Annotated in this window: 7 protein-coding genes and 1 pseudogene; 5 read left to right on the top strand and 3 right to left on the bottom strand. The window is 48.2% G+C overall.

Going from position 1 to position 23042, the window contains the following annotated elements; translation table 11 throughout:
- The first annotated feature begins 674 nt into the window (after positions 1–674).
- Positions 675–2615: an exoribonuclease II gene (locus Xbud_RS06345; RefSeq protein WP_099135266.1), complete on the top strand. Its 1941-nt coding sequence runs from the start codon at positions 675–677 to the stop codon at positions 2613–2615.
- A gap of 189 nt (positions 2616–2804) precedes the next feature.
- Positions 2805–3647: a class A beta-lactamase gene (bla, locus tag Xbud_RS06340; protein ID WP_422645765.1), complete on the top strand. Its 843-nt coding sequence runs from the start codon at positions 2805–2807 to the stop codon at positions 3645–3647.
- A gap of 159 nt (positions 3648–3806) precedes the next feature.
- On the opposite strand, the gene Xbud_RS06335 is transcribed toward bla, so the two are convergent.
- A complete protein-coding gene (locus Xbud_RS06335) occupies positions 3807–4571 on the bottom strand; it encodes an aminoglycoside adenylyltransferase family protein (protein WP_099135264.1) in 765 nt (254 codons plus the stop codon).
- A 161-nt stretch (positions 4572–4732) separates the two neighbouring features.
- On the opposite strand from Xbud_RS06335, the pseudogene Xbud_RS20415 reads away from it, so the two are divergent.
- Positions 4733–4810: pseudogene (locus Xbud_RS20415) on the top strand (two-component system response regulator KdpE); the annotation flags it as partial.
- A gap of 91 nt (positions 4811–4901) precedes the next feature.
- Here Xbud_RS20415 and pulA read toward each other — a convergent pair.
- Both pulA and Xbud_RS06315 read right to left on the bottom strand, forming a co-directional pair.
- Positions 4902–7715: a pullulanase-type alpha-1,6-glucosidase gene (pulA, locus tag Xbud_RS06325; protein WP_099135263.1), complete on the bottom strand. Its 2814-nt coding sequence runs from the start codon at positions 7713–7715 to the stop codon at positions 4902–4904.
- A 364-nt stretch (positions 7716–8079) separates the two neighbouring features.
- A complete protein-coding gene (locus tag Xbud_RS06315; protein ID WP_099135262.1) occupies positions 8080–9438 on the bottom strand; it encodes an aspartate aminotransferase family protein in 1359 nt (452 codons plus the stop codon).
- Between the two features lie 376 nt (positions 9439–9814).
- Between Xbud_RS06315 and Xbud_RS06310 the strand changes: the two genes are divergently transcribed.
- Positions 9815–13084, top strand: a complete 3270-nt coding sequence (locus tag Xbud_RS06310) for a non-ribosomal peptide synthetase (protein ID WP_099135261.1) — start codon at positions 9815–9817, stop codon at positions 13082–13084.
- Positions 13085–13110: 26 nt separating this feature from the next.
- Positions 13111–23022, top strand: coding sequence for a non-ribosomal peptide synthetase (locus tag Xbud_RS06305; RefSeq protein ID WP_099135260.1), 9912 nt, complete (start codon positions 13111–13113; stop codon positions 23020–23022).
- Positions 23023–23042: the final 20 nt, after the last annotated feature.

Below are 23042 nucleotides of genomic sequence, written 5' to 3'. Positions count from 1 at the left end.
TTCAAGATACAGGTTTAAAATTATTTTACTTATAATAAATAGAATTATTTAATTAGTTTACATTCTTGGGTATTAAAATATATACAATCAATAAAAATATTATTACTCTCAATCGTGCAATAATATATACCCACTTAACTTGAAGATGCAAATTTCATTACCAGAAAAAAGTTTATTTGCTTTTTCTTGGAGAGTGACATTAAAAAAATGATGAACACAGTTGCATTGATAATAGCCACCTGTAACAAAAAAATCAGGAAAAATTTTCAAGAAATTCTCCACCAAAATATAAGTGAGGATTTAAAATAAACGGCCATTTTTTGCGTAGCTATAAGATATTATCTTCAATGATAAGGGTAACAAAAACAGTCAGATTTTACGGGCATAATTTATTTAAAACCAGTATCTTCAAGTTAAATGGGTATATATAGTATAGGTTGAAGAAAAATAATCTTGATTCAGGACAGAAATCACGCTTTTCATCACCGATGCCACATGGTGTATATAGACTTGTCAAGATCTTTTCCAGCTAGCCAAACATAAACAGCACAATTATTAGTCTTTACTAACAGTTTTTCGTGTTTTGATAAGATGTTACTTGCTCCATAACCTCGATTCGCGTAAAACTGTTACCCAAAATTACCGATAATAACTCCATAACTCTCCTGATTATTATGTTTCAAAACAATCCGCTGCTTGCTCAGCTAAAACAGCAACTTCACGCTCAAACCTTGCGTGTAGAAGGTTTAGTCAAAGGAACTGAAAAAGGCTTCGGCTTTCTGGAAGTCGATGGTCAAAAAAGTTACTTTATTCCACCACCTCATATGAAGAAAGTGATGCACGGTGACCGCATCACAGCCGCTATTCACACCGACAAAGAAAAAGAGATCGCTGAACCAGAAACGCTGATTGAACCATTCCTGACCCGTTTTGTAGGAAGGATCCAGAAAAAAGAAAACGATAACCGTCTATGGATTGTTCCTGATCACCCATTGTTAAAAGACGCTATCCCTTGCCGGCCGGCCAATATGGTTACCCATAATTTTGAAAATGGTGATTGGGCTGTCGCTGAAATGAAGCGTCATCCATTGAAAGGTGATCGTGGATTCCATGCAGAGGTAACAGGCTATATCACCCGTGGTGATGACCACTTCGCTCCTTGGTGGGTTACCCTGACACGTCATAATCTGGAACGTGAAGCACCAGCCATAACAGATTGCCAATTGGATGATAATTCTTTTGAACGTGTTGATCTGACCTCTCTCGATTTTGTGACCATTGACAGTGCAACGACTCAAGATATGGACGATGCACTACACATCGCCCAGAATGATGACGGAAGTTTAAAGCTCTCCATCGCCATCGCTGATCCAACCGCTTATATCAAAGCTGACAGTGAACTGGATAAAATCGCTTACCAGCGTAGTTTCACCAACTATCTGCCGGGTTTCAATATTCCTATGCTGCCCCGCGAACTTTCTGATGATCTATGTTCTCTGCGTCCAAATGCCCGCCGCCCTGCTCTGGTTTGTCAGATCTCGATTCTGGAAGATGGGCAACTAGGTGATGATATTCAATTTTTCACAGCCTGGGTCGAATCGAAGTTCAAATTAGTTTATGACGAAGTTTCTGACTGGCTGGAAGGTCAGGAAGGTTGGAAACCGAGTTCTGAAGCTGTTGCCAAGCAAATCACTCTGCTGAAAGAAATGTGCGAACGCCGTAACAACTGGCGTCAACAGCACGCCCTTGTGTTCAAGGAAAGACCAGATTATCGGTTTATTCTTGATGATGGGGGGAATGTGACAGACATCGTTATCGAGCAGCGCCGTTCCGCAAATCGTATTGTTGAAGAAGCAATGATCGCGGCTAACTTATGTGCGGCAAAAATCCTGCGCGATAAATTAGGTTTCGGTATTTATAACGTTCATACTGGATTTGAACCAGCACAAATTGAGCAAGTCGTTGAAGTACTTAAGGAACACAATATTGAAACCTGCCAGGAAGCTCTGTTGGGATTAGAAGGGTTTTGCGAATTGCGTCGTGAACTGGATAAACAACCGACACAATTCCTTGATAGCCGTATCCGCCGTTTCCAGACTTTTGCCGAAATTAAAACGGAACCCGGCCCGCATTTTGGACTCGGTTTTGATGCGTACGCAACCTGGACATCTCCTATCCGTAAGTACAGTGATATTATCAACCATCGCTTACTGAAAGCGATTATTCAACAAACAGAAGCAGAAAAGCCAGCCGAAGAAATTTGCTTGCAATTATCTGAGCGCCGGCGGGCAAACCGTATGGCTGAACGTGATGTAGGTGATTGGCTCTATGCCCGTTTCCTTACCCCTCACGCTGGTACTGATAAAACTTTTTCTGCTGAAATTATTGATATCACTCGTGGTGGCCTGCGCGTTCGTCTGGTTGACAATGGCGCAGTTGCTTTTGTCCCAGGCCCATTCCTGCATACTGTTCGTGATGAGCTTCAATGCAGTCAGGAAACAGGTTCCGTATTAATTAAAGGCGAAACAGTCCACCGCCTGAATGACATCATCAATGTGCGTATTGAAGAAGTCAGAATGGAAACCCGTAATATTGTGGCACGCCCTGTTAGTTAATCTGGTTAGTTAAACGTAACAGGAGATGCCCAATAAAACGGGGCTTCCAGAACAATAAACACACTGCTGCTATTATAAGCGGCAGTTTTACAACAAATATTAAACAATTATTCAAATTTTCATATGAAACTTCTTACATTAAAATTCACGCGCATTTGCGCAACGATTTTGCCTTTATTTGGTGTCTTAATGACTTCACCTTCCCAGGCATCCATTACTCAGGCTAATACGGATCAACAAGAACAGATTATTAATCAATTTATCGCCTTAGAAAAAAGTGCTAATGGACATCTTGGTGTGTTCTTAATCAATACAGCAGACAATTTAACCATTGGCTATCGGGCAAACGAGCGTTTTCCGTTGTGTAGCACCAGTAAATTTATGGTAGCCTCTGCACTTTTGAAAAAAAGCGAAAAAGATGAAAACTTACTGAACCAGCGTATCAACTACAAACAGTCCGATATTGTTGAATATAGTCCGATTACTGAAAAACATATTGCAAGCGGTATGACATTAGCAGAGTTGAGCGCAGCAACTTTGCAATATAGTGATAATACAGCTATGAACTTGCTACTTGACCAATTAGATGGCCCACGTGGTTTGACAAAATTTGCCCGTACTATCGGCGACAATAAATTCCGGTTAGATCGCAAAGAACCTGAATTGAACTTAGTCAAACCGGGTGATGAACGTGATACATCCACACCTCAAGCCATGGCGGAAAGTTTATACAAGTTGACTTTAGGTAATGTGTTAGCAACCAATCAACGTGTGCAACTGGCAGAATGGCTGAAAGGAAATACGACTGGTGATGCCAGTATTCGTGCCGGAGTACCAAAAGATTGGGTTGTGGGAGATAAAACTGGTCTCTGTGACTACGGTTCAACCAATGATATTGCCGTGATCTGGCCGACGGAAAACAAAGCGCCATTAGTATTGGTCACTTATTTCACCCAACCTGACGATAAAAACGCTAAAGCCCGTCGTGATGTACTGGCAGAAGCTACCCGCATACTGATTCAAACTAAATAAAGACCCACAAGCTACACGGTTAATTTACTGTGTAGCTTGTGAAGATTTATGAAAATACATACCTGCCATGAATTAAGTCAATTTCTCGCCAAATTGCCTGTGGCCCGTCATCTTTGTTTACCTTACTGATGAACACATCGGGGCAGCATGATGGGAGTGTCATAGATTTGTTAGCACACAATCGTGCAATGAACTTACCGTAAGCTGCAATTCTTGCTGGCGATTTCGCCAATCTTCTTCACCTCCTCTCAAATAGGTCTCCCGCGCATCGGCTAAAACTGCGACCTGTATGGCAGGAAGGCGAGCAGCTGCCCAATCGGCAGCAACATCCTTAGAGACAAACTCTCCAGTAACTAATGTTCGCCACATGCACGCCAGCGTTAGCAGAACATTGCGTTCATCTGCCTGTAGCGTTTCAATTAAATCCGGCAGGACATCTTTAATAGCTCGACGAATGTCCGAACCTGGAATAGCGGGCAGAAGACTGCTTGCGTCCGGGCCGACCAGAGGTATCGCTTCCTGTCGTGATTGAGCCAACACCAAGGTAAATTCTGGATCACAAACAGGCTTGGGAATTTCTCCCACCTCATATTCGTGACGTAGCCACTCACCGTAAATGAATTCGCACCGAGCTGGATAAAGCGATGCAGCAAGATCGGAGCACAAAAAAACAATCAGCTCAACAGGGCGACGTCCACCAGGATCAGAAGGATATCGGCCCGATATCATCATTAAATCGGCAACAAGACATTCCCGAACCATAGACGTCATCGGCCGGTCAATGACCACTAGCAAATCTACATCGCTGTGGGGCCGAAGACCACCAACCACAGCCGAACCATGAAGATAGACAGCTACCAGCGATTCCGCTAATCGCTTCTGGACGATCAACAACGCTTTATCTGCTTCGGAAGGAATAGTCATTATTCAGCTCATCTTGGATATAGCTAGGATAATTATAGCTAGGATAATATTTCTGAGGATTTTACCTCCTCATGCGGCTCCGTCAATCATATTTGACATTGTTCATAAAGGGGAAAATTGGCGATTTTTTGCGTGTGATACATTAAAACAAGACTTCATTGAAGCTGCAAACCGACCCTGCCCGTCCTAAACATTTACTAACAGAAACAGGAGTCGGTTATCGATTCATACCTAACTAGTTATTAACATCTTCCCACCGTGAATAACGGGATTTTACAGCATCAGGTAAAATATTCGCTCAAGAGACTCAAAACAGCTTGCCCGGTTTCGTTATTTTCTACGAACAGGTAAACCTGTTCCACGCATTCCTTCTTGCGGTAAAACCAGTACGGCTGCCGACCATGCAGGCATTGTTACTTCGCCATCCTCAGTGATCCGTATCCCTGCGGCCAAAGATGTCTTGTCCAATTCACGTTGAATATCATTTAACTTCAATCCGTTGACATTAAGATCTCTAACAGTCACAGACCAAGATGCAGCGTTAATAACGATAACCAGTCCATCAAACCGCCAGTCAAGATCACGTGGAGTCATATTGCCATCATCAATCGTCATGACCATTAAACCCATTTGCTGATGAGGGCCAACATTAACAAAATCGACACGTTGCCTGACAGCAGCTCCATTACCAAGCGCCATCAATGGTGAAAACTGACGTAGCTGCAATAACTCCTGATAAAACGCCATCATCTGTAATAATTCATTTTGGCCTGGTTTTTTCACCTGATTTTTCACACGATTAATCAGTGGGTAATTCTTACCATCATCACTCTGTGATGGCAGCCCCACATCATAATTATTGTCCTTATAATCATAACTAACACGATTAAACCAGTCGCCAGCATTGTAAGAATCACGGGTAAAGGATTTTGAACGCAACAATTCCGACCCATGTTGATCGAAAGCCAGACCTTGCCCAAGGAATACTGTAGCAAGGGAGATCGCCTGCATACGAACCCGTGTCATCAAATCCGCTTCATAGGCAGCTTTATAGCTAATAATGTCCCACAATGTTTGATTATCGTGTTTAGATACATAATTCAGTACTTCAAGCGGAGCTGATGCATAACCCGCAATAGTGCCCTTATAATCAATTTCGCTACCTGTTTTCACTGCTCCGTCTTTATCGATCATGACAAAATCAGCCAGATTACCAGCCATACCAAGCCGTACCAGATCCCATAAATGACGAACGTTATCGGCATCTAACCTGGAAATTTCATTAGGCAATATTTCAGCACCATTACCGACCCCCTGATTACTGCGAATACTGTCGGCAACATCAAATGGCCCACCGCCACGCACCGCATCACGCAACCTGTCAGAGAAAGTACCAATGCCAGTTCCTTTAAGATTGATTTGAGATGCTATTTCGAATCGATCATCCTGCCCAGAATTCCAACCTTCTCCGAAAAAGTAGATCGATGGGTTAATAGCCCGTACTTTTTCTAACGCCGATATAATTTGTGCTTTGGGGTGATAACCCATTAAATCGAACCGAAACGCATCTATTTTATAATCTTTAACCCATGTCACCAGTGAATCTTCGATCAATTTGGCAAACATGCGATGCTCCGGCGCAGTATCAGAACAACAGGTATTATTTTCAACCTTGCCTGTTATTTCATCCAAACGGTGATAATACCAAGGTACAATCTTATCCAACACCGATGTTCTGGATATCGGGCCTGCTGCATTGGTATGGTTGTAAGCAACATCCATGATCACATTCATACCCAATTGCTGCTTGATGGCTTGCACCATGGCACGAAACTCTTTTATACGAACAGAACCTTCTGGCTCAGTAGCATAAGAGCCTTCTGGTACTGAATAGTGAAACGGATCGTAACCCCAGTTATAGGAATCCGTTTTTGCCACCATTGTATTCAATTCTTGCACTTGCGGATTGCTAATATTGTCATCACGCTGCAACTGCTGCAAAACCTCCCGCACAGTTAATGAACTGTGGCAAAACTCCGCAAAACGACTGTTCTTCACTATGGGATTAATTTGACACAAGCGGCTAAAAGGATGATCAAGATCAGCCACCTGATGGCTAAATTCATTGATGGAAGCAATATCAAACACAGGCAACAATTCCATATGAGTCATTCCCGCCTGACTCAACGCCTTAAGATGCTTGAACATATCGCTGTTATTGTCAGTCAGTGCCAGATATTTACCGCGCCAGGCTGCGGGCATCGTACTGTCTGAAACGGAAAGATCACGGATATGCGCTTCATAAATGGTCATACGTGCAATATCCGCTGGAGTATTTTGTGAATGCGGTGCCAACAGGTTATCCCAGTTGTGAGGCTTTAACGCCTCATCATTCAAATTGACGACCTGACTATATTCCGAATTAGTAGACAAGCTATAAGAATAGGGATCGGTAACTTCGTAGCGTTCTACATTGCGAGATTGCGGGTGGTAAACCTGTAAGGCATAGCGGTAATAAGCACCGATCAATTTCTTGTCACCTTGCCATGACCAAGAACCACTGGCTGTATCACGTTGCATTACGTGATTAGCGATAACCTGTTTATTTTGATCATAGATAACCAAATTTACCTTTTGTGCCGTAGGTGCCCACAACCTGAAAATCACACCTTTATTATTGATCCTGGCCCCATATTCCAATTTATCAGCCACATCGGCGAAACAATCGTCCAGTACCCCCGCCGTTTGTACTTGAGTTGCTGATAGGAATAAACCTTGCTCATTGGCCGACAAAATCACCAAATCTCCAGTCAGCAGTCGATCAATATCCACATTTTCAGGCAAGCGGAAAGCTGGCCACTTTGCCAAATGAGGGAATTTTTTTGCGGTTTCCTGACTTAAAATGGTTGGTGTGAGTGTCAGATAATTATCAGTAAAATAGCCCTGATCATTAACCTCTACCTTATTACTTTGATTATGGTATAGGCGAACAACAAATTTACTTTCACCCCCTGACCATAATAACGTCTGCCTATCAACCCAATGTGCAGAGGCCTGAGATATTTCTGGCACAGAATGGGAGGTGTTAGTATGACAACGATAGATTTGTTCACTACCTGATATTTGCTTCACACGATGTGCCATCAGTGTCTCCTGGTTTTTAAACAAATAACACTTATTTTGTATGAAACTATTTTTCATAAATCTATTTTGTATAAAACTACTTTGTACACAGCTTGTAAGTAATAAAATCAATAGGCTACTAAATACAACAAGGTAAACCTTCCTCCAAAAGTTAGATTTCACAGTCAAACCTTTTTAATCGAAAGATAACATTAACCATTTATACCCTATGGATTTCAAGATGCAAAGCGACGGCAAGGGAGCAAATCCCCAAGAGTATAGATAACGATGTGATTAACATCATTTCTCGTAGTGACTGTGTAATATTGGCCCGGTGTCTAAATATCTATTTTCATCATACCGCGTAACAGACACCGGATTAACATTATTCTTCTTTGTGAATCATATTATTGTAACAAATAAAGACTTCTTCAAGGATCTGAAATGCTTCGTTTATGGTTTTTATATCAATATTTAATGGAGGTAATAACCGAAGCACAGTATCATTACGGCCACCAAGCTCGGTAATAAGTCCACGTTGTAATGCCAGTTTCTGTATTTCTTTAGCACCTTTTTCATCAGCTTCTTCACGTTCAGGATCTAATATTTCCACCCCTAACATAAGGCCTTTACCACGAATTTCACCAAGGAATGGAAATTTAATTTTCAATGCATTCAATTTGTCAATGATTATTGAAGACATCATTTTTACATTATCCAGAACGTTTTCTTGCTTAATTATTTGAATAGCTTTTACTCCCGCACTAAAAGCAAGCTGATTTCCTCTAAATGTACCTATGTGATTTCCTGACAGCCAATTTTTATATGTTTTTTTATAAAACATTAATGATGAAGGAAGCCCTATTCCACTGGTTCCTTTTGATGTAACAAAAATATCAGGCTCTATATCATACTGTTCGAATGCATACCAAGTTCCGGTTCTACCACAACCTGTTTGAATTTCATCAATAATTAGAGGAATATTGAATTCTCTCGATAACTGATAAATTTTAGATACAAAAGATTTTTCGGCAACATAAAGACCACCTTCTCCTTGTACCAATTCAAGAATAATCGCAGCAATATTTCCAAGACCTGAGTTTGCATCCCTTAATGCAGATTCCAGAAACATGCCAGCATCAAGTTGCTGTGAATTCATCACCCAACTGGTTTGAGAATGTGATTCTGAGCCAAACGGGAAAAAATGCACTCCCGGCATCAAGCCCAAAAAATCTTTCTTCATTTGACGATTGCCAGTGACTGCTAAAGCTCCTGTAGTACATCCATGGTATCCGCCTCTAAAACTGATAATTTCCTGATGACCTGTTGACACTTTAGCTAATTTAATCGCAGCTTCCACTGCATCAGCTCCTGTAGGCCCACAAAAATGTAGTTTGTAAGAATCCCGCAGCTTTTCAGGTAACATACTAAAATGAGCTTCAGTAAATGTTTCTTTTATTGGTGTAGGAAAGTCTAAACCAAGACTTAGTTTTTTCGCCTGTTTACATACCTCATCAACTAACTCTGGGTGTGAATGCCCCAATGGTAACGACCCTGCTCCCAATAAAAAATCGATAAATACGTTACCATCAACATCTTGCACGTAAGAACCACACGCTCTGTCTAAAGCTATTGGTAATCTTTTCGGATAAGATATTGCATCGGACTCCCATTGAGCCTGTTTTTGTAAAGCAATTTTTGATTTTGGTCCAGGAATTTCAGTTTTAATTATTGACTTTTCCATTATCCATTCTCTTTTTTAATTTAATCTTGAAATTGTTCATAACTGTATTAATAATCTTAAGTTATTTTCACTTAATAGCCATAACATCAATGTATTTTTATTATAATTTTCACTTGTAATAATTTCATCATATAATCCTACCCTGCTCACCTTATCTATTTTACCCCTTGATCTGAGAATAAAAATATTAATAATAAGTTCATGAAAGATAATTTCTTACTTGAAACATAATTAATTAATCTCATATCAAATAATAATTATAAAAATCCTTATTAATTTTTATTTAACCGATATCTAAGTGTAAAGGTGATTTCTAATTTAATAGAGCAATTATTATATTTTTTAATATGCATATAAAAAAAGGGAGTTATATAAAGTGAACCACCCTGAAAATATGAAACCATTTTCCTTATCTGAAGCTCAAAATAGTCGTTGGTTTCAATATCAAATTAATCCAACCCAACGGGGAAAAAATAATAGTGCATTTTGTGCTCGGGTTAAGGGTTTAACTGTTGAACGTTTAGAAACTGCAATCAATCATCTGATAAAACGGCATCCTATGTTACGGTCTAGCTTTGGGTTATACGATGGCAAGTTGGGATACCGTATTGCAGAGTATGTTGAAATACAGATCCAACGACATAATGCTAAACATCTCGACGAAAATACTCTTCAACAGCAAGTGCGCCAAGATTGCTGGCATACTTTCGATTTGGAATATCCATTGCGGGTTTATGCCAGTTGGTATCAATACCATCCCCAAGAAAACATCATGGTACTAACTTTTGACCATCTGGCAGTTGATGGTTGGTCTTATTGGTTATTATTAGAGGAATTAGGCAATTTATTAGCCTCACAAGCCTTAGAGCCAATATCAGAACATAGTTTTCAAGACTATGTTACATGGCAGCAGCAATGGCTGAACAGTAACAGTGCAAAAAAACAACAAAATTTCTGGCGTAATAATTTGGCTGGTCATCCGAATACACTACAGTGGCCAAACATAAAATGGCCAACAGAAAACAACTCTCTTAAAAACACCCCAACACCATTAACTGATAAGATCACAATTTCCCGCCTAATTCCAGATATATTAGCGGATAAACTCCATGCTATGGCTTCTGAATATGGGAACAGTCTGTTTGCTATTTTTCTGGCTACATACCAGATCTTATTGAATCGCTACACAGAGCAGAACGATATTATTATAGGCTCAATGATGCCGGGGCGAAGCCGTGCACATTGGGGAAAATTGGTCGGTGAATTTGTTAATCCGGTCGCATTACGTGGTCAAATTAACGGTGATATGAGCGTTCGTGAACATATTTTGCAAGCACAGAAAAGCATCCGTCAGGCCATTGAGAATCAAAAATATCCCTTTGCTAAGGTACTGGAACAACTAAAGTTACAACGCCATGCAGAAACTCATCCCGTTTTCCAGACTTTGATGACTTTCCAACAGCCTCGATATATTGGTGACCTATTATTGTTATGGATGGACGAAGATAATAGTACGACGGTACATTGGGGAGGCGCAGAATTACGGCCCTTCTCCTATCCCCTTTATGCTGATACCCCCGTCCCTTTGATGCTTAATATATTGGAAGTCAATACACAAATTCGGTGTTATTTCCATTACGATCCCCAGTTGTTCGATACTGAGTTAATCCATCAACTCATGGAAAATTTCTTCGTTTTACTTACTGCAATGGCTGATAACGAACAACAGAAAATTGACTATTTGCCACTGATGGATGAGCAAGAACGTAAACAAATTCTCTGTAATTTCAATACAACAAATAAAGCTTTTCCTCAACACGCTTTGATTCACCAATTAGTGGAACAGCAAGTCACACACACGCCAAACGCAATTGCCCTGATTTATGAAAACCATAAATTGAGTTATGCTGAATTGAACCGACAAGCCAATCAATTAGCCCATGCTTTGGTTGAATTTGGTGTTTGTCCAGATGACCGCATCGCCATTTGTATGGAACGCAGCCCAGATATGGTGGTTGGTTTGTTAGGAATACTCAAAGCAGGTGCCGCCTATGTACCTCTCGACCCTGAATATCCCATAGATCGTCTGAATCACATACTATCGGATAGTAATCCAATACTCGTACTGACGCATCAAGATCTAAAAGGGGACTTACCAGAAACAACTGTCCCTGTATGGCGATGGGGCAGCGAAGAACTTCAAACAAAAATGGCTGTTCAGGGGGAAAATAATTTGTCAGTCACCGATTTAGGACTGACATCCCACCATTTGGCCTATGTACTCTATACGTCAGGTTCAACGGGTCTACCCAAAGGAGTTATGAATGAGCATCGTGGCGTTGTAAATCGTTTACTATGGGCTAAAGATGAATACCGATTGAATCAACATGATCGTGTATTGCAAAAAACTCCGTTTAGTTTCGATGTTTCAGTATGGGAATTTTTCCTGCCTTTGCTCTCTGGCGCTCAGTTAGTCCTGGCACGCCCTAATGGCCATAAAGACCCCGTCTATTTGCTGGAAGAAATTGAACTCCGTGGTATTACAACTATTCACTTTGTTCCTTCTATGCTGCACAGTTTCATTCATCATACTCCAGCAAAGCGTTGCCCTTCTTTGCGTCAAATTTTATGCAGCGGAGAAGCATTGTCGTACTCTCTGCAACAGAAATGTTTGTCTCATTTACCTCATAGTGAGCTGCATAATTTATATGGCCCGACTGAAGCCGCTATCGACGTAACATCCTGGCGTTGTGGATCAGAAAAATATTCCGCTTTAGTACCAATTGGTTACCCTATTGCCAATACGAAAATCTATATTCTTGATAAATATGGGCAACCCGTACCCATCGGCATTACCGGTGAAATCTATATCGGTGGCATTGGTGTTGCCCGTGGCTATTTAAATCGTCCTGAGTTGACAACAGAACGTTTTATTCCTGACCCATTTAGCAACAACAAAGATGCAAGAATGTACAAGACGGGGGACTTAGGACGTTGGTTGCCTGATGGAAGTATCGATTATTTGGGTCGTAATGATTTCCAGGTCAAGATACGCGGAAACCGGATTGAATTAGGCGAAATTGAAACCTGCCTGACTCAATGTGCCGGTGTTCAACACGCTATTGTCATTGTGCATGAATACGACGCTACAGATAAACGATTAGTTGCTTACCTTATACCCGAACCGGACATTACCTTGAGCATTCCCAAGCTGCGGGAACAACTGAGCATTAATCTACCTGATTATATGATCCCCAGTGCATTTGTCATGCTGGATGCTTTTCCATTAACTCTGAATGGTAAGCTGGATCGCCGAGCGCTGCCAGTCCCCGACCATTCATCAGTGATCACACAAGAATATGTCGCTCCACAAGGTGAGATTGAAGAGCAATTAGCCAATATTTGGCAAATGCTGCTGAAAATTAAGCGCATAGGACGCCATGACAATTTCTTCGAACTTGGCGGGAATTCACTATTAGTACTACAGCAACAATCAAGAATATGGGAAATATTTGGTGTAGAGCTTTCTGTTCAACAACTATTTTCACACACCACCCTCAGCCAACTTAAAGCGTGTATTGTCGACGCTCAATTACTGCAATTTGACGCTGAATTACTAAAAAATATTTATAAATCAATGAATTAAACTTTAACCTTAAATGGCACTTAAGCATGAATATTAACGAATTAAATTCTTTACCATTAGCGGAACGTGAAAAATTACTTGAATCAGCTAAAGCAGCAAAGCTAACTCGTCAATATACGCAAAGAACATCAATTACTGTACAGCCTCGTGAGGGTGATATTCCATTATCTTGGGCACAACAACGCCTTTGGTTTTTAACTCAACTCGATCCTGCGGCACAAACAGCCTACCATATGTCGACAGGGCTTCACCTCCAGGGTCTCCTGAATCAGAACGCACTTAAGGCTGCGTTAGATAGGATTGTGGCTCGCCATGAAATCCTGCGAACAACTTTTGTGTCGATTGAAGGTACTGCCCGGCAAGTTATCGGGGATGCCAACTGTGGTTTTGCTTTAACGACTGAAGATATCAGTCATTTGCCTGCGTCAGAAAAACAGACTACGGTAGAAAAATGTGCCCAGCATGAGGCCATCACCTCTTTCGATTTTACCCAAGGGCCGTTGTTCAGAGGGCATTTGCTTCGTTTAGCAGAAGATGAGCATATTCTACTGTTAACACAGCATCATATTATCTCGGATGGCTGGTCAGTTAATGTATTGATATATGAGCTATCCACTCTTTATCACGCTTTTTGCCAGGGGCTAGTTGATCCATTACCTGGATTACCGCTCCAGTATACTGATTACACCCTTTGGCAACATCAGTGGTTACAAGGGAACGTTCTGGAAAATTTGTTGAATTACTGGCGCAATGAATTGCAAAGTGCGCCAGTACTTCTGGAGTTACCTACGGACAAACCACGCCCGATAAAACAGAGCTATATTGGCAACCGAGTTAATGTAGCCTTTTCCCCTACTTTAAGCTCTGCATTAAAAGCACTTAGTCAACGTCACGGTACGACTTTATTTATGACCCTACTGGCAGGATGGTCGGTGTTGCTTTCTCGTCTCAGTGGTCAGCACGATCTCGTGATCGGCACTCCCGTTGCCAATCGGCAACAGCACGAATTAGAACCATTAATCGGTTTCTTCGTTAATACGTTAGCTTTACGGATTCAATTAAGTGACAACCCCAGTGTCAGTGAATTATTGAATCGGGTGAAACATAAAGCTTTGAGCGCTTATGCACATCAAGATTTGCCATTCGAACAGTTGGTGGAGGTGTTGAAACCGCCACGTAATCTAAGCCATAGCCCTATCTTTCAGGTCATGCTGGCTTTGGACAATACGCCAGGGCAGCAAAATTTCGAGTTATCTGGGTTACACGTGAAAGAACTGTCACATATCAGAAATAGCGCATATTTCGATCTAACTTTATCTCTGAATGATACAGACCAAGGCTTAGTCGGTGATTTGGAATATTCCAGTGATATTTTTGAACACGCTAGTATTGAACGCATGGTCGGTCACCTACAGACGCTATTAGAAGCGATGATCGCTGATGACAGCCAGCAAATAGAAACTCTTCCATTGCTGACGTCCTCACAACGTTCTCAATTACTGACCAATTTTAATCTCACTGCGCAAGACTACCAGCAGGATAGGCTTATCCATCAATTAGTTGAACAACAGGCTGCATCCAGACCAGATGCTATTGCCCTGATCGGGGAAGAGGGTCAACTCAGTTATGCCGAATTAAACCAACACGCCAATCAACTTGCACATGCCATCAGAGCATCGGGAGTACGTCCAGATGAACGGATAGCCATTTGTGTCGAACGCAGTCTGGAAATGATCATCGGTCTGTTAGGAATTTTGAAGGCGGGAGCCAGCTATGTTCCATTAGATCCAGAACATCCTACAGAACGGTTAGTTTATATGCTGTCAGACAGCCAGCCAGCACTCATCCTGACCCAGCGGCATCTGAGCGCCCGCCTGGTCAATACTGACCTGCCCATTTGGGCACTGGATAGCACAGAACATCAAACTCATATCGCCAGTCACCCCCAAGACAATATTTCAATAACTCAGTCAGGACTCATTCCCTCAAATCTGGCTTATGTACTGTATACTTCCGGCTCTACAGGGTTGCCTAAGGGAGTCATGATTGAACACCGGCATGTCGTCAATTTTATTCAGGCGCAAATCCAGACAACCGCCTTAACATCGCATGATCGGGTACTGCAATTCGCTTCCTTTGGATTTGATAATTCCGTGGCGGAAATCTTCCCCACCCTGGCGGTGGGCGCCACCTTAGTCTTACGCCCGGCCCACCTCAAAGTGCCGGATACTGACTTTATTACCTTTCTGCAAGAAAATCACATCACAGTGGTCGATTTACCCACCGCGTTCTGGCATCTCTGGGCCCAGGAAGTCAAGGCGGGGTACAGCTGGCCGCCCCCATCCCTGCGCTCGGTGGCCGCCAGCGGCGAAAAGGCGGAAGCACGCCACCTGAAGGCCTGGTTAGCCAGCCCGGGAACACAAACGTGCCGCTGGATTAATTTCTATGGCCCGACAGAAACCACCGTCAATGCCACTGCCTGTATTTATGAGCCCGGTCATCCCCATTCTGTTGAAGATATCCCCATCGGCCGGCCGATGGCCAATACCACCGCCTATATTCTGGATACCCAGGGGCAACCCGTGCCTATCGGAGTCACCGGCGAGCTTTATATCGGCGGCGAGGGGGTGGCCCGCGGATATCTGAACCGGACGGAATTAACCGCTGAACGGTTTATCCACGATCCCTTCAGCAATCAACCAGCTGCCCGTCTGTATCGCACCGGGGATTTAGGCCGCTGGCTGCCGGATGGCAATATCCGTTATTTGGGGCGTAATGACTTTCAGATCAAACTCCGCGGATTCCGCATTGAATTGGGCGAAATTGAAACGCAACTGGTGGCGTGTACCGGGGTGAAGGACGCCCTGGTTATTGTCAGGGAAGATGATAGCGGGGATAAACGGTTGATCGCATATTTAGTCCCCGACTCCCCTAGCCCGCTGAATACGGCCAGCCTACGTGAACAACTCAGCAGTAACCTCGCCAGCTATATGATCCCCACTGCATTCGTTACCCTTGAAGCCTTCCCATTAAATCAGAGCGGTAAAGTAGACCGAGCAGCCCTGCCCGCTCCTAATCGCTCTGCCAGTGTTAGCCATGAATATGCCGCACCACAAGGAGAAATAGAGCAACAACTGGCAGAGATTTGGCAAAGTTTATTGGGCCTGGAACAAGTCGGACGCCATGATAATTTCTTTGAGTTAGGCGGACACTCTTTATTGACCGTACAGGTAGCGTCTCGCTTACGTCAGACTCTGAATATCAATGTCACACTGCAAGATCTGTTTCTTCAACCAACATTGGCCGATTTAGCACAAACTTTGGTAGTAGAAACTCAATCAATTCAACCCGACATCGTACCTGTCAGCCGCCAAGAACCATTGCCACTCTCCTGGGCGCAGCAGCGCTTATGGTTTTTGGCGCAACTCGACCCCGCGGCACAAACCGCCTATTACGTATCAGGTGGTTTACATCTGCACGGCGCCCTGGATCTGCCGGCCCTCACCGCGGCATTAGATCGCATTGTCGCCCGGCACGAAATCTTACGCACCACCTTCCGGCTGATCGACGGGCAAGCCCGGCAAATCATCGGCAAGCCGGACAGCGGGTTCGCCCTGACGGTCCACGATTTCAGTCAATTACCCGCCGCCGGCCAGCACGCGGCCATTGAGGCCGCCGCGGAATGGGACGCCAGCCACCCCTTCGATTTTAGCGCCGGGCCCCTGATACGCGCGCAATTACTGAAACTCGCCGATCACCAGCACCGCCTGCTGTTAACCCAGCACCACATTATTACGGATGGCTGGTCCCTGAATATTCTGCTGCATGAACTGTCCACGCTTTACCAGGCCTTTACCCGGGGGCAGCCCGATCCGCTGCCGCCGTTGCCCGTGCAGTACGCCGATTATGCGCTGTGGCAGCGGCAATGGTTACAGGGGACGGTGCTGGACACGCAGCTGGCCTTCTGGCGCCAGGCGTTACACGGTATTCCGGCGTTACTGGCATTACCCACCGATCACGCCCGGCCCGCCGTGCAAAGTTACCGGGGCGACCAGGTTCCCTTTACCTTACCCCCGCCCCTCGTGGCCGCTTTAAAAGCCTTAAGCCAGCGGCATGGCACCACCCTGTTTATGACCCTGCTGACCGGCTGGGGGATTTTACTGGCCCGGTTAAGCGGCCAGCCGGATATCGTGATTGGCACGCCCGTGGCCAACCGCCAGCACAGTGCGTTAGAGCCGTTAATCGGCTTCTTTGTCAACACCCTGGCCTTAAGGGTCACGGTGGACGATAACCCCTCCGTGCAAACCTTACTGGCCCGGGTAAAAACCCACACGGTGGCGGCGTATGCCCACCAGGATCTGCCGTTTGAACAGCTGGTCGAAGCCCTGCAACCCCCGCGCAGCCTGAGCCACAGCCCGCTCTTTCAGGTGATGTTTGCCCTGGATAACACCCCCAAAAATCACCGGTTCGACTTACCCGGGTTAACCCTGACCGAGGTGCCCGCGGCCCGCAACAATGCCCAGTTTGACCTGACGTTATCCCTGAATGAAACCGCCGCCGGGATCACCGGGGATCTGGAATACGCCACCGACCTGTTCGAGCGGGCGACCATTGAACGCCTCAGCGGCTACCTGACCCGGCTCTTAACGGCGATGGCCGCCGATGACCGCCAGCCCGTCGGATCCCTCCCGCTGCTGACCCCGGCACAGCGCCGCCAATTACTGACCCAGTTTAACGCCACCGCCCGGGCTTATCCGCGCGAGCCGCTTATCCACCAGCTGATTGAACAGCAGGCGGCCGCCACCCCCGCGGCCCTGGCCCTGGTGAGCGAGGCGGGCCAGCTCAGTTATGCCGACTTAAACCGGCACGCCAATCAGCTGGCCCATGCCCTCCGGGCCGCGGGGGCCCGCCCGGATGACCGCATCGCCCTGTGTGCCGAACGCAGCCTGCCTCTGATCATCGGGATGCTGGCCATCTTAAAGGCCGGCGCCAGTTACGTGCCGCTCGATCCCGACTACCCCACCGACCGGTTAACCTATATGCTGGCAGACAGCCAGCCGGTCCTGGTACTGACCCAGCGTCATCTGAGCGCCCGCCTGGCCAACACTGACCTGCCCCTTTGGGTACTGGACAGCGCAGACCATCACACGCACCTCGCCAGTCAGCCTCAAGACAATATTCCAATCACCGTCTCCGGCCTCACGCCCGCCAATCTGGCGTATGTGCTGTATACCTCCGGCTCGACCGGCCTGCCGAAAGGGGTGATGATTGAGCACCGGCAGGTCGTCAATTTTATTCAGGCGCAAATCCAGCTCACCGCCCTGACGCCGCGTGACCGGGTGCTGCAATTCGCTTCCTTCGGGTTTGATAATTCCGTGGCGGAAATCTTTCCCACCCTGGCGGTGGGTGCCACCCTGGTCTTGCGCCCGGCCCGCCTTAAAGTGCCGGATACCGACTTTATGGCCTTTCTGCACAAGCATCACATCACGGTGGTCGATTTGCCCACCGCGTTCTGGCATCTCTGGGCCCAGGAAGTCCGGGCAGGGCACAGCGGGCCCCCGCCCGCCCTGCGCTCCGTGGCCGCCAGCGGCGAAAAGGCGGAAGTGCGCCACCTGCAAGCCTGGTTAGCCAGCCCGGCGACCCAGGCCTGCCGCTGGATTAATATTTACGGCCCGACCGAAACCACCGTCAATGCCACCGCCTGCCCTTATGAGCCCGGCCATCCCGCGCCCGCTGACGATATTCCCATCGGCCGGCCGATGGCCAATACCACCGTCTATATCCTGGACCCCCAGGGGCAGCCCGTGCCTGTCGGGGTCACCGGCGAGCTCTATATCGGCGGCGAGGGGGTGGCCCGCGGCTACCTGCACCGCCCTGACCTGACCGCCGAACGGTTCCTGCCCGATCCCTTCCGCCCTGAGCCGGCCGCCCGGATGTACCGCACCGGGGATTTGGGTTACTGGCGGCCGGAGGGCACTATCCATTACCTGGGGCGCAATGATTTTCAGGTCAAACTCCGCGGATTCCGCATTGAACTGGGCGAAATCGAAACGCAGCTGGTGGCGTGTCCCGGGGTGAAGGACGCCCTGGTTATCGTCCGGGAAGATGACCCCGGGGATAAACGGCTGGTCGCGTATTTAGTCCCCGACGCCCCCCGGCCGCTGGATGCCACCCGCCTGCGGGACCAGCTCAGCCAGCACCTGGCCAGCTATATGATCCCCAGTGCCTTCGTGACCCTGGATGCCTTCCCGCTTAACCCGAGCGGCAAAATCGATCGCCGGGCTTTACCGGCCCCGGACCGGGCCGCCCGTGTCAGCCGGGACTATGTCGCCCCGCAGGGCGGGGCCGAGCGGCAACTGGCCGCGATTTGGCAAGCCCTGCTCCGGCTGGCCCAGGTCGGCCGCCACGATAATTTCTTTGAACTGGGCGGGCATTCGTTGCTGGTGGTCACCCTGATAGAGCAGCTGCGCCAGCACCACTGGACCCTGCCGGTCAGCGCCGTGTTTGCCGCCCCGACCCTGGCCGCCATGGCCCAACAGCTGACCCATGAACCGGCGGACAGCCCCGTCCCGGACGTGCCCGCCAGCCTGATCCCGCCGGACTGCCCGGCCATCACCCCGGCGATGTTACCGCTGCTGACCCTGACCCAGGCCCAGATTGACCCGGTCATCGCCCGGGTCGCCGGCGGCGCGCGCAATGTGCAAGACATGTATCCCCTCGGGCCCTTGCAGGAAGGGATTTTATTCCATTATTTACTGGAAACCCGCGGCGACACCTACCTGGACCGCCAGTTTATCCGCTTCGACAGCCGCCCGCGGCTGGAGGCGTTCTTACAGGCCCTGCAACAGGTGATCGACCGCCATGATATTTTGCGCAGTGCGGTCCACTGGCAGGGCTTGCCCGAGCCCGTGCAGGTGGTGTACCGCCAGGCCCCCCTGCCCCGGACCGAAACCGTGCTGGCCCCCGGGGAGGCAGCCGAACAGCAGTTACGCCGCCTGACGGACACCCGCCTGACCCGCCTGGATATCACCCGGGCCCCGTTATTAGCCGCCACCTTCGCGCAAGAGCCCGGCAGCGCCCACTGGCTTCTGGCCCTGCAACACCATCACCTGGTGTGTGATCACCTGTCCCTGGACATCATCTTTAGTGAGATGCAGGCGCTGCTCGCCGGCCAGGGCGACACGCTGCCCCCGTCACTGCCTTACCGGCACTTTATTGCCCAAACCCGGGCAGTGCCGGCTGAAACCCACCAGGCTTACTTCCGGCAGCTGCTGGGGGATGTGGCAGAGCCCACCCTGCCGTTCGGCCTGGCCGACACCCAAAACCTCCCTGCCGATATCACCGAAGCCGTGATGCCGCTGGATAACGCGCTCAGCCAGCAGATAACCGCGTGTGCCCGCCAGCAGGGGGTCAGCGCCGCGGTCTTGTTCCATGTCGCCTGGGCCCAGGTGCTGGCGCTGTGCAGCGGGCAGGACGATATTGTGTTCGGCACAGTGTTACTCGGGCGCTTGCAGGGCGGGGCCGGGACGGCTCAGATATTCGGCATGCTGATCAATACCCTGCCGGTCCGTATTGCGCTCCAGGATCGCACGGTGCAGCAAACGGTACAGGCCACCCATCAGCAGCTCAGTGCCCTGCTGGCGCACGAGCAAACGCCGCTGGCCCTGGCGCAGCGGTGCAGCGGCATTCCGGCCCCGCAGCCCCTCTTCAGCAGCTTACTCAATTTCCGCCACAGCCAGCGGGACCCCGGGCCCGCCGCCTCGCCGGCCTGGGCCGGGATCCAGGTTCTTTCCGATGAAGAACACAGCAACTACCCGTTATCGCTGGATGTGGATGCCTTTGAGGACGGGTTTGCGTTAACCGCCCAGTGCCCGCAGCACCTGAATCCGGCCCGCATTAATCACTATATGGTGTCGGCATTAAGCCAGCTGGTGAGCGCCCTGCACACCGCCCCGGCCCGCGCTATCCGGTCCCTGACTATCTTACCGGACGAGGAGCGTACCCGGTTACTGGTGGCCTTTAATCCGGCGGCGGTCACGGCAGCGCCGGCCGGCCTGCTGCACCAGGCTGTTGAGCAGCAGGCCGCCCGCACCCCGGCGGCCACCGCCCTGGTCTGGGGCGACACGTCACTCAGTTACGCCGCGCTCAACCGGCGCGCCAATCAGCTGGCCCATGCCCTGATAGCCGCCGGCGTGCGGCCCGATGACCGGGTGGCAATTTACGCCGAGCGCAGCGTAACGCTGATGATTGGCCTGCTGGCTATCCTCAAAGCGGGGGCCGGTTATGTGCCGCTGGCCACCGACCACCCGCGCGAACGCCTGGCGTATCTGCTGTCAGACAGTGCACCGGTTTTACTGCTGACGCAAACCCATTTACACCCGCACCTGCCTGACACCGCCGTGCCCACCTGGTGCCTGGATGAGGCCCGCCAGCAGGCCACCCTTGAGACGTCTGCGGCGGAGAACCCGGACCCGGCCCGGCTGGGGTTACAGCCGCATCATCTGGCCTACGTGATTTACACCTCCGGTTCAACCGGGTTACCGAAAGGGGTGATGATTGAACACCGCAATGTGACAAGCTTTGTCGCCGCGCAGTTGCAGGCCAATCCCCTTACCGCCCGCGACCGGGTGTTGCAATTTACCGCGGTGGCATTTGATACCGCGGTCTCGGAAATCTTCCCGACCTTCGCCGCCGGGGCCAGCTTAATCCTGCGGCCCGACGCCCTGCAAGTCCCCGACAGCGCATTTAGCGCGTTTCTGCACGCACAGAAAATCACCGCCCTGGATGTGCCGGCGGCGTTCTGGCACCTGTGGGTGCAGGAGCTGGCCGCCGGCCGGTGCCCTTTCAGCCCTTATTTACGCACGGTGACGGTGGGCGGCGAAAAAGTGGAGGCCCGCCACTTACAAACGTGGCAGGCGTTACCCGAGACACAGCCGTGCCGCTGGCTTAACGCCTATGGGCCGACGGAAACCACCGTCACGGCCACCGCCTGGGCAGGGGATAACGCCGGGCCGGCCCCGCACAGGCCTGCTCTCACGGCCGCCGTCCCGATTGGCCGCCCGCTGGCCAACAGCAAAATCTATATCCTGGATGCACACGGCCAGCCGGTGCCTGTCGGGGTCACGGGGGAAATTTATGTGGGGGGCGCGGGGGTCGCCCGCGGTTACCTGCACCGCCCTGACCTGACCGCCGAACGGTTTATCCGTGATCCGTTCAGTGCCCAGCCGGGGGCACGCATGTACCGGACCGGGGATCTGGGGCAATGGCTGCCGGAGGGCAATATCCACTATCTGGGGCGCAATGATTTTCAGGTCAAGATCCGCGGATTCCGCATTGAACTGGGGGAAATTGAAACGCAGCTGGCGGCGTGCCCGGGGGTTAAAGATGCTGTGGTCATTGCACGTGAAAATACAACAGGGGATCAATATCTAGTCGCTTATCTAATACCACAACCCAATATTTCTTTAGATCCCAATGAACTGCGTGAACAACTCAGCCGTCACTTGATGGAGTACATGCTTCCTCAGGCTTATATGATATTGGACACCTTGCCTCTCACCGCAAATGGAAAGCTGGATCGTCAAGCACTGCCTGCGCCGGATCGTTCCTCTATTGCTGTCCATACATATGAAATTCCTCAAGGGGAAATTGAGCAGCAACTTGCCACAATTTGGCAGGATTTGTTGGGGTTGGACCAAGCTGGACGCCATGATGATTTCTTTGTATTGGGAGGAAACTCACTTTCTATCATGCAATTATCCAGACGCCTGCGTAATACATTTCATCTTGATATATCGGTTGCAGATATCTTCCGTCATTCAACTCTATCTCAACTTGCTGAACTTATTTCATCAATACAACAAGATATCAGTTCCATACAACAAGAGCTTGATGATCTGTCTGAGGATGAGTTGCTTGCCATGTTACGTGAAGATTAATAGTGAACAAAATGGACAAA

The sequence above is a fragment of the Xenorhabdus budapestensis genome (assembly GCF_002632465.1).
Taxonomy (GTDB): Bacteria; Pseudomonadota; Gammaproteobacteria; order Enterobacterales; family Enterobacteriaceae; genus Xenorhabdus; species Xenorhabdus budapestensis.
Note: the sequence above shows the minus strand (reverse complement) of the source record. Positions and strands in the feature narration are given on the sequence as shown.

What these genes read in the sequence shown, in the direction of transcription:
- pulA (WP_099135263.1), bottom strand. Translation starts at nt 7,715, where the DNA reads ATGGCACATCGTGTGAAGCAAATATCAGGTAGTGAACAAATCTATCGT.
- bla (WP_422645765.1), top strand. Translation starts at nt 2,805, where the DNA reads ATGACTTCACCTTCCCAGGCATCCATTACTCAGGCTAATACGGATCAA.
- Xbud_RS06315 (WP_099135262.1), bottom strand. Translation starts at nt 9,438, where the DNA reads ATGGAAAAGTCAATAATTAAAACTGAAATTCCTGGACCAAAATCAAAA.
- Xbud_RS06345 (WP_099135266.1), top strand. Translation starts at nt 675, where the DNA reads ATGTTTCAAAACAATCCGCTGCTTGCTCAGCTAAAACAGCAACTTCAC.
- Xbud_RS06305 (WP_099135260.1), top strand. Translation starts at nt 13,111, where the DNA reads ATGAATATTAACGAATTAAATTCTTTACCATTAGCGGAACGTGAAAAA.
- Xbud_RS06335 (WP_099135264.1), bottom strand. Translation starts at nt 4,571, where the DNA reads ATGACTATTCCTTCCGAAGCAGATAAAGCGTTGTTGATCGTCCAGAAG.